The following is a 14,434-nucleotide window of genomic DNA, read 5'->3' on the forward strand; positions in this document are numbered from 1 at the left end:
CGAAATATAATCTCTTCCCGCAGCCTCGGCGGCTGTTCCCGCTCCGGGAATCCTCCTATATCCGGATCATGGTTATTACCCGCATCTTCGAGTTTTTCGAGAACTGGATAAAGCCCTTCGCCCGCAAGGACGATTTGCGGCCGCCTGAAAGCACGTTCGCCTTCATCTGGTTCTATATCTCGCAGGCCAAGGCGCCGTTTTTCGCCATGCTGGTGCTGGGCGGGCTGACGGCGGCCATCGAGGCGGCGCTTTTCTGGTTCGTCGGACGTCTCGTCGATATTCTCTCCACCGTGAAGCCGTCAGAGGGCTGGGCGGGGCTGCTTGCGGCCCATGGCGGCGAGCTGGTCGGCATGCTGGTGCTGATCGGCGTCGTGCGTTTTATCGTCACCATGGTGACGGCGCTGGTGGACCAGCAGATCATCACCCCCGGCTTTTACAATCTGGTGCGCTGGCAATCCTATATGCATGTGGCGCGGCAATCGCTGACCTTCTTCCAGAATGATTTTTCCGGCCGCATCGTCACCAAGGTCTGGTCGGGCGGGCAGGCGGCGGGCGATCTCGTCACTTCGCTGATGGAAAGCGTCTGGTTCGTCGGCATTTATTCGGTCTCCATGCTGTTCCTGATCGGTGGGCTGGACTGGCGGCTTGCGGTCGTCGTCCTCGTCTGGGTGGCGATCTTCTCGCTGCTGGCGCGTTATTTCGTGCCACGCATCCGCTACCATTCCAAAGAAACGGCGGAAGCCGCCTCCATGCTTTCCGGCCGCATGGTGGATGCCTATAGCAATATCCAGACGCTCCGGCTGTTCGGGCGTGATGATGCCAATGACCGCTACATGCGGCAGGGCTTCGATATTTTCCAGCATGCGACCATGACGTTCACGCGCTTCATCACCGGCGTGCGGGCTTCCATGGCGCTGCTGTCTGGCGTGATGATCACTTCCATGGCGGCGCTCTGCATCGATCTGTGGCTTTCCGGCAGGATCAGTTCGGGTGCGGTCGCCTTCACGCTGGCGCTCGTGCTGCGCCTCAACTTCCTGCTCGGACGGTTGATGACGCAGTTCAACGGCATCATGCGCAATTTCGGCACGGTGCAGAATGCCGCCGAGCTGATTTCGCAGCCGATCGGTCTCGTCGATAGGCCTGACGCGAAGGCGCTGGAGGTCAAGAAGCCGAGCATCCGCTTCGAAAATGTCAGCTTCCATTACGGGCGGGCGAATGGCGTAATCGACCATCTTAATCTCGATATCGGGGCGGGTGAAAAGGTGGGCATCGTCGGGCGCTCCGGCGCGGGAAAATCCACCCTCGTCAATCTCATCCTGCGTTTCTACGATGTCGAAAAAGGCCGTATCCTGATCGACGGTCAGGATATCGCCGGGGTGACACAGGAATCGCTGCGCGCCCATATCGGCATGGTCACGCAGGATACGTCGCTGCTGCACCGTTCTATCAGAGACAACATCATGTTCGGCCGTACCGACGCCACTGAAGCGCAATTGCAGGAGGCGACGCGCCGCGCCAAGGCGGACGACTTCATCGCAAGGCTCGAGGATCAACGTGGGCGCAAAGGGTTCGACGCGCATGTGGGCGAACGCGGCGTGAAACTTTCCGGCGGCCAGCGCCAGCGCATCGCCATTGCCCGCGTGATGCTGAAGGACGCGCCGATCCTGGTGCTCGATGAGGCGACGTCGGCCCTCGATTCGGAGGTGGAAGCGGCGATCCAGAGCAATCTGGATGAGCTGATGCAGGGCAAGACGGTTCTGGCCATCGCCCACCGCCTGTCGACCATCGCTGCTCTCGACCGACTGATCGTGATGGATCAGGGGCGCATCGTGGAACAGGGCAGCCATTCCGATCTGGTCACGCAGGGCGGTCTTTATTCGGAACTCTGGGCGCGGCAGTCGGGCGGCTTCCTCGCTGCGGACGAGGCGGCGCAGTAAGGCCTTCGACTATTTCCCGATCATGAAATCCGCCATCAGGCCATAATGATTGGAACCGAGGCTATCGGGCAGGCGGGTGATTTTCATGAGCGTTGCCGGTTCGCGGGCGAAGATGTGGTCGATGGCGATGCCGAAGCGACCGGCCTCGGTCGGCCATGTGGCGGGTTCGAAGGTGGCTTTCTTCAGGTCGTTGGCGGCGAGAAAGGCGCGCATATCGGGCGCTATGCTGGACGAGTTGAAATCTCCGGCGAGAATGAGCGGGCCGGTGACGCGAAAGAGGATTTCGCTGACTTCATCCAGTTCATCGCGATGATAATCGTCGAAATAGGGCTTGGTGATGTGGCCTGCGGCGAGCGTCAGTTCCGTGCCGTCGAGGTCGATATGGGCGATGGCAAACCGGTCGCGACGCAGATCGCTGAGACTGTGGAAACGGCCTTCCTGCAATGGTCTTTTTGACAGGATGACCAGATCGCATCCGGATGTGCCTGTGTAACAGCCCAGCCTGTGCGGGTAGGTTTGCTGCAGACGGGGCAGAACCGATTGCAATGCCGCCGCCTCGAAGAGATAGACGGCATCCGCGCCCGATTCGAGAATCTTGTCGGCAATCGCATCCGCATTGGCGGCATTGTCCATCAAGACGTTGAAGGATAGCAGCCGAAACGGCTTTGCATCAGGCGCAGCGGTGGCGGATGTGGAAAATTCCATCAGCATCGCCACGGCATGGATGGCGAGCGCCAGCGACCAGACCACAAGCAGAGCCGAAACCGCATCGCGCGTCAGCCAGAAGACGAGGCATGACAGCAGGATACAGGCGAGCGCGATGTGAAGCTGGAAACTGGTGACGAAGGCGAGAAGCCAGAAATCGGTGATGTAGCGCAGGCTGGCGATAAACAGAACGGCAGCCACTGCCGTGGAGACCATGCAAGAGAGCTTCGCCGTCATCCGAATCCCTGCTTTCCGAGCTCTCCCTTGAAGTCTCCTAACATGGGGCATGGATGCGCACAATGTTGCCCGCCTGCCAAGGGCGGCGAAAAAATGCGAGCCAAATCGGCCCCCTCCGGCAGAATTACGGCAGCTTTGTGTGCTTTGCTCTTGCCAAGTCGGTCAATATTTTGCGATCAAACAGAGTGACGCGGTTTCTTAATGCCGCAGTTGTGTCCAGGACGATGGGACGGAGTTTGTCCTGGATCAAATCATAGCGGGAGGACTCATGCGATTTACGGCAAAAACAGCGCAGAGGATGGTGTAGCGGTGAGCGAGCACGTAACCAATCACGACGCTTCGGGTGAACCGACCCGTCGCGATTTTCTTTATCTAGTGACGGGAATGGCGGGCGCCGTTGGTGCCGCCGCAGTTGCATGGCCTTTTATTGACCAGATGCGTCCCGATGCATCGACGCTGGCGCTCGCCTCCATCGAGGTGGATGTCACGGCGGTCGAGCCGGGCATGTCGCTCACCGTCAAGTGGCGCGGCAAGCCGATTTTCATCCGCAACCGCACGGAAAAGGAAATCGAGGAAGCCAAGGCCGTTGCTCTCGGCGATCTGAAGGATCCCGTGGCGCGCAATGCCAATGTTGCCCCCGATGCGCAGGCGACTGACATCGACCGTTCCGCCGGCGAGGGTAAGGAAAACTGGATCGTCATGATCGGTTCCTGTACCCATCTCGGTTGCGTTCCGCTCGGCCAGGCCGGCGATTTCGGCGGGTGGTTCTGTCCCTGCCATGGCTCGCACTACGATACGGCGGGCCGCATACGTAAGGGTCCGGCGCCTCAGAACCTCGCCATCCCGACATTTGCATTCACATCCGATACCGTGATCAAGATCGGATAAGGGGACAGTTATTCATGAGTGGTCATTCCAGTTATCAGCCGTCCACCGGCATCGAAAGGTGGATCGATTCGCGGCTTCCCTTGCCGCGCTTGATCTATGACAGCTTCGTTGCCTATCCTGTCCCGCGTAACCTGAACTACGCCTACACCTTCGGCGCGATGCTTTCCGTCATGCTGATCGTGCAGATCCTCACCGGCGTCGTGCTGGCCATGCATTATGCGGCCGAAACGACGGTCGCGTTCAATTCCGTCGAAAAGATCATGCGTGACGTCAACCACGGCTGGCTGCTGCGCTACATGCATGCCAACGGTGCGTCCTTCTTCTTCATCGCGGTTTACCTGCATATCGCCCGCGGCCTTTATTACGGCTCCTACAAGGCGCCGCGCGAAATCCTCTGGATTCTCGGCTGTGTGATCTATCTCCTGATGATGGCGACGGGCTTCATGGGTTACGTTCTGCCCTGGGGCCAGATGTCCTTCTGGGGCGCCACCGTCATCACCGGCTTCTTCACGGCTTTCCCGCTCGTGGGCGAATGGATCCAGCAGTTCCTGCTCGGCGGCTTTGCCGTGGATAATCCGACGCTGAACCGCTTCTTCGCGCTGCATTACCTGCTGCCCTTCATGATCGCGGGTGTCGTCATCCTGCACATCTGGGCGCTGCATGTGACCGGTCAGACCAACCCGACCGGCGTGGAAGTGAAGAGCAAGACCGACACGGTTCCCTTCACGCCCTATGCGACGCTCAAGGATGCGCTCGGCGTTTCGGTGTTCCTTATCGCCTATGCGTGGTTCATCTTCTACATGCCGAACTTCCTTGGCCACCCTGACAACTACATCATGGCGGACCCGTTGAAGACACCGGCGCATATCGTGCCTGAATGGTATTACCTGCCGTTCTACGCCATGCTGCGCGCCATCACCTTTAACATCTGGATCATCGATTCCAAGTTGGGCGGCGTTCTCGTGATGTTCGGCGCGATCATCGTGCTGTTCTTCCTGCCCTGGCTCGATACGTCGAAGGTTCGTTCCGCCGTCTATCGTCCCTGGTACAAGATGTTCTTCTGGCTGTTCGTGGTGAATGCCATTATGCTCGGCTGGCTGGGCTCGCGCCCGGCGGAAGGCATCTACGTCATCATGTCGCAGATCGGCACGCTCTATTACTTCGGTTTCTTCCTCGTCATCATGCCGATCCTCGGTCTGGTCGAAACGCCGCGGCGTATTCCGAATTCGATTACCGAGGCCGTTCTTGCAAAGAACGCCGCCAAGACGGGTGCCGCGCCTGCGGCCACAGAAGTCTGAGCGCGAAGGAAGGATGACGACAATGAAGAAGCTTGTAACAAGCATCGCGCTTTTCGCCGCCATCGGCTGTTCCGTCACCGTCGCCTCGGCGGCGGAGGAGAGCCATGATCTCGCCACCAAGACGGAACATGCGATTGCCGGGGGCCACTTCCCGGTGATCAAGCCCGAAGAGCAGAGCTGGTCCTTTGCCGGACCCTTCGGCAAATATGACAAGGGCCAGCTGCAGCGCGGCCTGAAGGTCTATAAGGAAGTCTGCTCCGCCTGCCATTCCATGAGCCTCGTTTCCTTCCGCACGCTGGGGGATCTCGGTTATTCGGACGAGCAGGTGAAGGCTTTCGCCGCGGAATATGAAGTCCAGGACGGTCCGAACGCCGACGGCGAAATGTATAATCGCAAGGCCGTGCCATCAGATCATTTCCCTTCGCCGTTCCCGAACCATGAGGCGGCCGCTGCCGCCAATGGTGGCGCTGCGCCGCCCGACATGTCGCTGCTCGCCAAGGCGCGCGGGGTGGAGCGCGGCTTCCCGCAATTCGTCATCGACATGATCCCGATCATCGGTGGCTATCAGGAAGGCGGCCCGGATTATATCCATGCGCTGCTGACCGGATATCAGGATCCGCCGGCCGGCGTTGAAGTGTCGGAAGGTACACATTTCAACCCGTATTTCGTCAGTGCAGCCGCGCTGAAGATGGCGCCGCCGATCAGTGCCGATCAGGTGACGTACGACGACGGCGCGCCGCAGACCGTGGACCAATATTCCAAAGACGTTGCTGCATTCCTGATGTGGGCCGCAGAACCGCATCTGGAACAGCGCAAGCGTACCGGTTTCATGGTCATGGTGTTCCTGTTCATCTTCACGGCGCTGATCTATCTCACCAAGAAATCGGTCTACGCCAACAAGGAACATTGATCGGCATCCCGATGCCTGCCAATCATCGGCCCCCGCGGTCTTCCGCGGGGGCCTTTTCATGTGCTGAGGGGAGATGGTGGACATGACTAAAATTCGCAGCGGCGGTTGCCTGTGCGGCTCCATCCGTTTTGAAGCGAAGGGTGAGCCCGGCAATCCACACACCTGCTCCTGCGATATATGCCAGCGGCATTCCGGCGCCCCGAGCCTTGCCTGGGTGGAGTTCGAGAGGAATGCGGTGACATGGACGGGAGAGGGCGGTGCGCCCTCGACTTTCCGATCGTCCGATTATTCCAGCCGGGCCTTCTGCCCGGTCTGCGGCAGTACGCTCGGCGCCATTGATGACGCACCAACCGTCGCGCTGGTCTCGGGGAGTTTCGACGACAGGGACGACGAGGCGCTGCGGCCCGTGTCGCATTCCTTCGAGGATGTCTGCCCGGTCTGGGCGCGGATCAAGGGAATGTCACCGGCGGAATGAGCGCCGGTCCTTTTTAGTTGGTCCACAGCCGCCAAGTTGATAGGGTGGTCCGAACCTTCTGATCCACTTCCCTTGTCTTAACTGGAAATACCATGACCGTTATCGCTTCGGAGCTTTCCGCTGCCATCCGCTCCATTCCCGACTATCCGAAGCCGGGCATCATCTTCAGGGACATCACGACATTGCTCGGTAATCCCCGGGCTTTCCGCCGCGCGGTGGACGAACTCGTGCAGCCCTATGCGGGAACGAAGATCGACAAGATTGCCGGCATGGAAGCACGCGGCTTCATTCTGGGCGGGGCGGTGGCGCATCAGCTGTCGGCCGGTTTCGTGCCGATCCGCAAAAAGGGCAAGCTGCCGCATACAACCGTCCGCGTCGCCTACAGCCTTGAATACGGCGTCGACGAAATGGAAATGCATGTGGACGCGGTACAGCCGGGCGAAAAGGTCATTCTGGTTGACGACCTGATTGCCACGGGCGGCACCGCTGAAGGCGCGGTCAAGCTTTTGCGGCAGATGGGTGCGGAGATCGTTTCCGCCTGTTTCGTCATTGATCTGCCCGATCTCGGCGGCCGCAGGAAGATGGAAGACCTTGGTGTCGAGGTCCGGACGCTGGTGGAATTTTCCGGCCACTGAGATGGTAACGGGGCAATGGTGATGCTATTGCCCCGACGCTTTTCTATTCGAATTCCAGAACCCCGCTCTGGAAGGTCAGCACCGTTTCACCCGACTGGTTTACGCCCTCGTTAAATGTGGTGTTCAGCCAAACGCCGGCTCTGGATTCCAGCGCTCGGGTGTCGAGCAGGGTCACGAAATAGGTGACATCGTCTCCGGCAAAGACCGGTTTTTTCCATTTGAGTTCGCGAAAGCCGGGGGAGGGGCCGAGTTTGGGAGGCTCAAGGCCCTGTAGCTTCAATCTTTTCACCTCTTTGGCCCAGTGAGAGAGGAAGCATTTCATCCAGCCTGCGCCGGTGTGCCAGCCGGAAGCGCAGAGAGCGCCGAAAACGCTGTTCTTTGCGGCTTCCGCATCGAGGTGAAAAGGCTGCGGATCGAAATCGCGGGCGAAGCGAATAATGTCTTCGGCGGAAAAATGCAGTGTATCGAGGGTGACGCGTTCGCCGATCGGGGAAAGCTCTGCCAGTCTCATGCCGCCATGCCTCCATTGCTGCGCATCAGGAACATCACGGTGTTTTCCCCATGCGACACCAGAACGCCGCGCTGGTTATAAAGCTCGTGGCGAAATTTCACGAGGCCGATGCCGGGGCGCGAAGCGGAAGGGCGCTGCTCCAGGACGATGGATTTTCCCGAAAGCGTATCACCGGCGAGAACCGGCTTCTTCCAGTCGACGTAATCGATGCCGGGGCTGCCCTGTGAGGTTGAGTCCGAGATATAGCTATCCGCCATCATCCGCATCAGCAGGCTGCAGGTGTGCCAGCCGGAAGCCGCGAGCCCGCCGAGAATGCTCTGGCGTCCGGCCTCTTCGGACAGGTGCATGGGTTGGGGATCGAATTCACTGGCGAAAGCAACGATCTGCTCTGCGGAGATCGATTGTGGGCCCAAAGGAAATTCTCGACCGACGGAAAAATCCTCATAGGCATATGGCGCGACCGGCGTCATGGTTTCCTCCCTTCGCACAGTCAATATCGGCGGCATCTAAAATGATTTTTCCCTTTACGTAAAGGTCAAATCGAGGGTGCGATGCGGAGGAATGGGGCGAGCGGGTGCCACTTGTTTCTTCTCCCCGAGGGGGAGAAGGTCGCGGCAGCAGGATGAGGGGGCGAGGGTAGAGATATTCGGAGAGCTAGCCCCCTCATCCGACCCTTCGGGCCACCTTCTCCCCGGCGGGGAGAAGAAACAAGCCGCGATGTCCGGGCGACTACGCCCCGACCGTCCCCCATTTCAACCCAGATCAGGTATTAAAGCGGAAATGGATGACGTCGCCATCCTGAACCACATATTCCTTGCCTTCGTCACGAGCCTTGCCCGCCTCCTTCGCGCCGACTTCGCCCTTGAAGGCGACATAGTCGTTGTAAGCGATGGTGTTGGCGCGGATGAAGCCGCGTTCGAAATCGGAGTGGATGACGCCGGCGGCCTGCGGGGCCTTGGTGCCGCGCTCGATGGTCCAGGCGCGGCATTCCTTCGGGCCGACGGTGAAATAGGTGATGAGGTCGAGCAGCTTGTAGCCGGCGCGGATCAGGCGGTCGAGGCCCGCTTCTTCGAGACCGAGGGCGGAGAGGAATTCCTTCGCCTCTTCATCGGGAAGCTGCGCGACTTCGGATTCGATCGCCGCAGAGATGACGACGGATTCTGCGCCCTGGGCCTTCGCCATCTCGGCAACGGCCTTCGTATGTTCGTTGCCGTCGACGGCGTCGCTTTCCGCGACGTTGCAGACGTAGAGAACCGGATGCGCGGTCAGGAGGTTGAGGCCCTGGAGAATGCGCAGTTCTTCGGCATCGAGCGTGGAGAGCAGGGTGCGGACCGGCTTGCCTTCGTTGAGAAGCTTCAGCGAGGCTTCCATCAAAGGCAGCTGCGCCAGCGATTCCTTGTCCTTGCCGGTGGCGCGCTTGCGGGTCTGTTCCGTGCGGCGCTCAAGGCTTTCGAGATCGGAGAGCATCAGCTCGGTCTCGATGGTCTCGGCATCGGCCACGGGGTTGATGCGGCCTTCGACATGGGTGATGTCGTCATCCTCAAAGCAGCGCAGAACGTGAACCACGGCGTCCACTTCGCGGATATTGGCGAGGAACTGGTTGCCGAGGCCTTCGCCCTTCGATGCACCACGCACCAGACCGGCGATGTCGACGAAGGAGATGCGTGTAGGGATGATTTCCTTCGAGCCGGCAATGTCGGCAAGGGTTTTCATGCGCGCATCCGGAACCGCCACTTCGCCGGTATTCGGCTCGATGGTGCAGAAGGGATAGTTGGCGGCCTGTGCCGCTGCCGTTTTCGTCAGCGCGTTGAAGAGAGTGGACTTGCCGACATTTGGCAATCCAACGATACCGCATTTGAAGCCCATGGCTTGAAACCTGTCCGTTTGAAAGAATTCGTTGAGGAGCCTTTTGCGGAAAGGGCAGGGCAAGGTCAAGCCCGCGTGCCGATTTGGGTGGGCAAAGCTCCTTTAATGGTGAGGAATTTCGGGCAGGCTTGCCGATGGCGCGGTTGCGGCGCAATATAAGCGGGTCAAGCGATCGATCTTTCGTCATCAACGGGGTTTCCCATGAGCAACCGCGATGAGCGACAGGCACGAGCGGCCATGATGAGTGACAGTCCTGTCGATCTCAAACCAAAACCGAAAGTCAAACCAAAGCTGGAGCGGCCGAAGCTCTACAAGGTCATTCTGCTGAATGACGACTATACGCCGCGCGATTTCGTAACCGTGGTCCTGAAGGCCATCTTCCGCATGAGCGAGGAGACCGGCCACCGGGTGATGATGACGGCGCATCGCTTCGGCAGCGCGGTTGTCGTGGTCTGCGAGCGCGATATTGCCGAGACCAAGGCCAAGGAAGCGACCGATCTCGGCAAGGAAGCCGGATTTCCGCTGATGTTCACCACCGAGCCCGAGGAGTGAGCGTTAATCCTGCCTTATCTGGAAACCCGTCTTGTTCTGCACGAAGCCGCAGCATTCATAAAATGCATGAACCTCCGGACGCTGCCGGCCGGTCAGCAGCATTACCTTGTAGCAATCTGCGGCAAAAGCGGCCTCGACGGCATGGCGCACGACCGCCCGGCCATATCCGCGGCCGCGGCGGGTTTCCAGCGTTACCACGTTTTCGATAAGGGCATAGGGACGGGCGGCGCGCGTCAGGTTCGGAACAATCTGCAGCGTGGCGGTGGCGACCGCTTCTTTGCCTTCGGCCGCAAGAAACACGGTCAGGCCCGGCTGGGAGAGCATGGCCGCGAAAGCCGTATCTGCTTCTTCTGTCGTCATTTCCGGATCGGACGGATTGAGCGCCCGGTAAAGTTCAAGCAGTCCAGCCAGATCGCCGGCTCGGGCTTCGCGCAGGACGATGGTCTCCGAAGACATTCGTGATCTAGTCCTTCTTGCCGAACATACGCTTCAACATTTCGGCCATCGGGCCGGTTTCCGGCAGCTTTTTCGGCTGGGCGCTGTTGCGTGCCTGATGGATATGGGATTGCGCGGCGGGTTTGGCTGCCTTGGCCGGCTTCTCGGCTTCCGGCTTGCTGCCCGTGGCCAGCGCCAGCTTGTTCATCAGCTGTGAATCCTCTGCTTTCACCAGCATGGCGGCATTGTCGGCAATGGCGTCCAGAAGCGGATCGAGCCAGACGCGGTCGGCCTTGGCGAAGTCCCCGAGGACGTGACCGTGCACCCGCTCCTTGTCGCCGGGATGGCCGACGCCGAGGCGCAGGCGGCGGTATTCCTTGCCGCAATGGGCGTCGAGCGATTTCAGGCCGTTATGACCGCCGTGACCGCCGCCGGTCTTGATGCGGGCGCGGCCGGCCGGCAAATCCAGCTCATCGTGAATGGCGATGATGTCTGCGGGTGCAAGCTTGAAGAAGCGCATGGCTTCGCCGACAGATTCACCCGAAAGGTTCATGTAGGTCAGCGGCTTCATCAGCAGGACCTTTTCGCCGCCGATCTCGCCTTCGGAAATCTCCGCCTTGAATTTCTTCGACCAGGGCGCAAAGGAGGGCAGGCGCTGCAGCGCATCGACGGCCATGAAGCCGATATTGTGGCGGTTTCCCGCATATTGCGCGCCGGGATTGCCGAGTCCTGCGATGATCTTCATGGGGCATGTCCGCATGTTGCCAGATGATGCTGTTGTCACCACCCCGAAATCCGCCGGCTGTCAATCTTTTTATGGATTCAGGGCTTTTTATGCGGTCTGGATGGGGTCACGGGCTGACGAGATTGTAGCGGTCGAATATCCGCTGCTGCGTTCCATCGGCAATCAGCCGGTCCAGCCGGGCCTGTAATTTTGCGATGATCTCGTCGGGCACGGTTTTGTTGCAGGCAAGCCCAAGCTGTTGCCGCGTCAGCGTTATCACCTCCCGGAACGTGTCGGCGGGCAGGCTTTTGAAAGTGCTCTCAGACATGGGCATCAGGTCGATGCGGCCGGCTTTCAGCTTGTGAAGCGTGATTTCGAAATCCGCGCCGACATCCACCTGCGGGAAACCGAGTTTTTGCAGCAGCGCTTCGGTGTAATCGCCACGCTGGGTTCCCACCCGATATTTCCTGGCCTCATCGATGCTGGAGGCTTCGACATTCGCTTTGCGGCGGGCCACAAGGATATTGCGGTCGATATGGATCGGCGTCACCCATTTGAACTGTTTTTCCCGCTCCGGTGTTCTCGCAGCGGCGAAGACGCAATGCATGGCCTGTGTGCTGGCCAGCGCGATGGCGCGCGCCCAGGGCATGACGGCGACCTCGTAACTGGTGCCGGTGTCCTCAAGCACGATCTTGAGCTGGTCGAAATAGACGCCGCGCACGCTGCCGTCGTTCGCCTGCAGATTATAGGGTGGGTAAACCTCGGTCGTCAGGAAGAGCTTGGCTGCGCTGGCCGGAGTGGCGAGAGCAAGAAAGATCAGGCAAAAGCGGATCAATCCCATTGCGGCCCCCTGCCGGTTCACGCTTGCCGCGCCGCAATGCGGCTTTTCCCGGACGCGATGTCGAGGGAGGTGATCAGCCTCTCGACCGGCTGCGGGCGTGCGAAGAAATAACCCTGTCCGAAATCTGCGCCTATATCGGTCAGAAGTTCCTTCTGCTCTTCCGTCTCGACGCCCTCTGCAATGACGACGCAATTCATCTTGTGCGAGATGGCGGCGATGCCTTCGACCAGCATGCGGTTGCGCTGCCTGATTTCCAGCGTGTCATCGCAGATCGAGCGGGTGAAGGACTGGTCGATCTTGACGATATCGACCGGGAAACGGCTGAGATAGCTGAGCGAGGAATAACCCGTGCCGAAATCATCGAGCGCGATGCGGCAACCCAGCTGGTGGATCGCATTGAGGATCGCCCGGATTTGCGGATCGTCCTTCATGATGACGGCTTCGGTGATCTCGACGACCAGCCGTCTGGGAAGAATGCCGTGGCGGTGCAGAACGCCGGCGATGCGCGTCGGCAATCCCGGCTCGAACTGCAGCGGCGAAAAATTCACGGCGACATAGGTCTGTTCCATGCCCGGCAGGCGCGACAGCCGGGCGAGATTGGCGATCGACTGGTCGAGAATGACATTGCCGATGCGCTGGATGGTGCCGTTTTCTTCCGCGAGGCTGACAATGGCGGCCGGAGAAAGCAGGCCCTTATCCGGGTGGTTGAGACGCAGCAGCGCCTCGAAACCCGCCGTCTGGCCGGTTGAGAGATCGTGAATCGGCTGGAAATAGGCCTCGAACCAGTCCTCGGAAAGCGCCTGCGCGATATCCCGCTCCAGTTCCGCATGTTCGCGGGCCCGGTCCATGATCGAGCTGTCGAAGATCTGCGAGCCGTTCTTGCCCGTCCGCTTGCGGGTATACATCGCCATGTCGGCGTTCTGCAAAAGCTCTGAGGCGCTGGAGGCGTGCAGGGGATAGACCGCCATGCCGATGCTGGCGCTGAGGCGTATGCTGTTGTTCTCGATCTCGAAGGGCGTATCCAGCATGGTGCAGATGCGCTCGCAGAATTGCAGGGCGCGCTCTTCCACCTTGTCGCCGGCCAGAAGAATGGCAAATTCGTCGCCGCCAAGACGCGACGCGCTGTCCAGCGGCGTCAGCAGCGGCTCGAGCTTCAGCGTGAATTGTTTGAGAACAGCGTCGCCTGCGGCATGGCCAAGATTGTCGTTGATCGCCTTGAACCGGTCGAGGTCGATGAACAGGCAGGCGAGTTCGCTGCCGTTGCGATCCGCATCGCGGATCTGCAGATCGAGAATGGCCTCGAAGCCCTGACGGTTGAAGAGGCCGGTCAGATGGTCGGAAATGGCCTGCTGGCGATTGCGCTTTTCCGACTGGCGCAGTTCGGTCACGTCGGTCATGACGCAGAGGCAGGTGCTCTGATGCGCTGCATCGCCGGAATCAAGGGCCTTTTCGAGGATGAGTGCGTCCATGACACTGCCATCCATGCAATGGAAACGCACCGTGATGCCGCTATGCGAAGCATCGGGCAAGGGGGGCGCCATCTTGCGCTGCTGAAACAGAAGCCGGTCATCGGGATGGATGAGATCGGCAAAATTCAGCCCGAGTATCCGGGTGCGGTCGTAGCCGGTCGCCTGTACCCAATAGTCACTGACGGCGGCGATGCGGTCGTGCCTGTCGAGCGAGAACAGCATGGCGGGCGTGCGGTTGTAGATTTCCGTCTTTCGCTCGTGCGCGTTCTTGATTTCCAGCTCTTCCTTTTCGAGCTGTGTCTGCATTTCGTTGAAGCTTTTCGCCAGCCGGCCGATTTCGTCCTTCGAGCGCCAGTCGACGTGATGGCGCGAACCGAGACGCCGCGTTGCCTCTATCGCGGCCGCCAGCCGCATCAGCGGGCGGATGACCATGAAGCGGTTGCCGGCGACGGCGGCAAGAACGATGGCGAGGACGGCGAGGATGAAAATCGTGATGAAGGCCAGTTCGTTGCGGCTGAGAGAGGTCAGAAGGCTGATATCGTCATAATAGACCGTGAGTTGCCCGACCGTGACGGAGCCTTTTGTGGTCTTGTAGGTCACCTCGCGCGTCGTTGAAGCGGCATCCTGAATGATGTCGCTGCCGGCGGTCTGGATGATATCGAGCTGGCCGGACGTATCCTTGACCTCGACCATGCGGATCACAGGGTCGGAAACGAGGGTGCCGGTAATCTGGTTTATGGTGTCGTCATCAAGGTCCCACAGGGGGCGGGCAAGCGCCTGTGCGTTGGTCGACAGCAGAATTTCAAGGTGGTTACGCTGGCTGCGAATGGCCTCGTGATAGGAAAGCGTCAGCAAAAGCGTGAAGAGCGGGGCGACCACTGTAAGAAGTGCGCCGGAAACAATCGCGATAAAGCGACTTTCGACGGAATGAGCCATGTTCGATTGCAGCTA

At 59.8% G+C, this 14,434-nt stretch carries 15 protein-coding genes; 7 read left to right on the plus strand and 8 right to left on the minus strand.

Going from position 1 to position 14,434, the window contains the following annotated elements; translation table 11 throughout:
- The first annotated feature begins 68 nt into the window (after positions 1 to 68).
- Positions 69 to 1,937: an ABC transporter ATP-binding protein gene (locus CFB10_RS13385; RefSeq protein WP_034501307.1), complete on the plus strand. Its 1,869-nt coding sequence runs from the start codon at positions 69 to 71 to the stop codon at positions 1,935 to 1,937.
- A 9-nt stretch (positions 1,938 to 1,946) separates the two neighbouring features.
- Here CFB10_RS13385 and CFB10_RS13390 read toward each other — a convergent pair whose 3' ends face one another.
- Positions 1,947 to 2,879 (minus strand): endonuclease/exonuclease/phosphatase family protein, encoded by a 933-nt coding sequence (locus CFB10_RS13390; protein ID WP_020011373.1) that lies wholly within the window; start codon positions 2,877 to 2,879, stop codon positions 1,947 to 1,949.
- Positions 2,880 to 3,188: 309 nt separating this feature from the next.
- Between CFB10_RS13390 and petA the strand changes: the two genes are divergently transcribed.
- The 5 genes from petA (at position 3,189) to CFB10_RS13415 (ending at position 7,085) form a co-directional block, all read left to right on the plus strand.
- On the plus strand, positions 3,189 to 3,767 hold the full coding sequence (gene petA, locus CFB10_RS13395; RefSeq protein ID WP_026363870.1) for a ubiquinol-cytochrome c reductase iron-sulfur subunit: 579 nt from the start codon (positions 3,189 to 3,191) through the stop codon (positions 3,765 to 3,767).
- Between the two features lie 14 nt (positions 3,768 to 3,781).
- Entirely contained in the window at positions 3,782 to 5,065 is a 1,284-nt protein-coding gene (locus CFB10_RS13400; protein WP_020011371.1) for a cytochrome b N-terminal domain-containing protein, read from the plus strand.
- A gap of 22 nt (positions 5,066 to 5,087) precedes the next feature.
- A complete protein-coding gene (locus CFB10_RS13405) occupies positions 5,088 to 5,975 on the plus strand; it encodes a cytochrome c1 (protein WP_020011370.1) in 888 nt (295 codons plus the stop codon).
- 82 nt (positions 5,976 to 6,057) lie between these two features.
- A complete protein-coding gene (locus tag CFB10_RS13410; protein ID WP_026363869.1) occupies positions 6,058 to 6,450 on the plus strand; it encodes a GFA family protein in 393 nt (130 codons plus the stop codon).
- Positions 6,451 to 6,542: 92 nt separating this feature from the next.
- Positions 6,543 to 7,085, plus strand: coding sequence for an adenine phosphoribosyltransferase (locus CFB10_RS13415; RefSeq protein ID WP_020011368.1), 543 nt, complete (start codon positions 6,543 to 6,545; stop codon positions 7,083 to 7,085).
- Between the two features lie 43 nt (positions 7,086 to 7,128).
- On the opposite strand, the gene CFB10_RS13420 is transcribed toward CFB10_RS13415, so the two are convergent.
- The 3 genes from CFB10_RS13420 to ychF form a co-directional block, all read right to left on the minus strand.
- Positions 7,129 to 7,596 (minus strand): MaoC family dehydratase, encoded by a 468-nt coding sequence (locus CFB10_RS13420; protein ID WP_020011367.1) that lies wholly within the window; start codon positions 7,594 to 7,596, stop codon positions 7,129 to 7,131.
- Positions 7,593 to 8,066 carry a MaoC family dehydratase gene (locus CFB10_RS13425; RefSeq protein WP_020011366.1) on the minus strand — a complete coding sequence of 158 codons (474 nt, stop codon included), beginning with the start codon at positions 8,064 to 8,066 and terminating at the stop codon, positions 7,593 to 7,595. Before CFB10_RS13425 ends, CFB10_RS13420 begins: the two co-directional genes overlap by 4 nt.
- 292 nt (positions 8,067 to 8,358) lie before the next feature.
- The gene (gene ychF, locus CFB10_RS13430) at positions 8,359 to 9,462 is read right to left on the minus strand and encodes a redox-regulated ATPase YchF (protein WP_020011365.1); all 1,104 of its coding nucleotides are present in this window, start codon (positions 9,460 to 9,462) and stop codon (positions 8,359 to 8,361) included.
- A 240-nt stretch (positions 9,463 to 9,702) separates the two neighbouring features.
- On the opposite strand from ychF, the gene clpS reads away from it, so the two are divergent.
- Complete coding sequence (gene clpS, locus CFB10_RS13435; protein WP_026363868.1) at positions 9,703 to 10,014, plus strand: ATP-dependent Clp protease adapter ClpS; 312 nt, start codon at positions 9,703 to 9,705, stop codon at positions 10,012 to 10,014.
- A gap of 3 nt (positions 10,015 to 10,017) precedes the next feature.
- Here clpS and CFB10_RS13440 read toward each other — a convergent pair whose 3' ends face one another.
- From CFB10_RS13440 to CFB10_RS13455, 4 genes are all read right to left on the minus strand, one after another.
- Positions 10,018 to 10,470: a GNAT family N-acetyltransferase gene (locus CFB10_RS13440; protein WP_020011363.1), complete on the minus strand. Its 453-nt coding sequence runs from the start codon at positions 10,468 to 10,470 to the stop codon at positions 10,018 to 10,020.
- A 7-nt stretch (positions 10,471 to 10,477) separates the two neighbouring features.
- Positions 10,478 to 11,194, minus strand: coding sequence for an aminoacyl-tRNA hydrolase (pth, locus tag CFB10_RS13445; RefSeq protein WP_020011362.1), 717 nt, complete (start codon positions 11,192 to 11,194; stop codon positions 10,478 to 10,480).
- Between the two features lie 106 nt (positions 11,195 to 11,300).
- Positions 11,301 to 12,014 carry an ABC transporter substrate-binding protein gene (locus CFB10_RS13450; RefSeq protein WP_020011361.1) on the minus strand — a complete coding sequence of 238 codons (714 nt, stop codon included), beginning with the start codon at positions 12,012 to 12,014 and terminating at the stop codon, positions 11,301 to 11,303.
- A gap of 17 nt (positions 12,015 to 12,031) precedes the next feature.
- Entirely contained in the window at positions 12,032 to 14,419 is a 2,388-nt protein-coding gene (locus CFB10_RS13455; protein ID WP_020011360.1) for an EAL domain-containing protein, read from the minus strand.
- Between the last annotated feature and the right edge of the window lie 15 nt (positions 14,420 to 14,434).

Source organism: Agrobacterium sp. 719_389, from assembly GCF_900188475.1.
Lineage (GTDB): Bacteria > Pseudomonadota > Alphaproteobacteria > Rhizobiales > Rhizobiaceae > Agrobacterium > Agrobacterium radiobacter.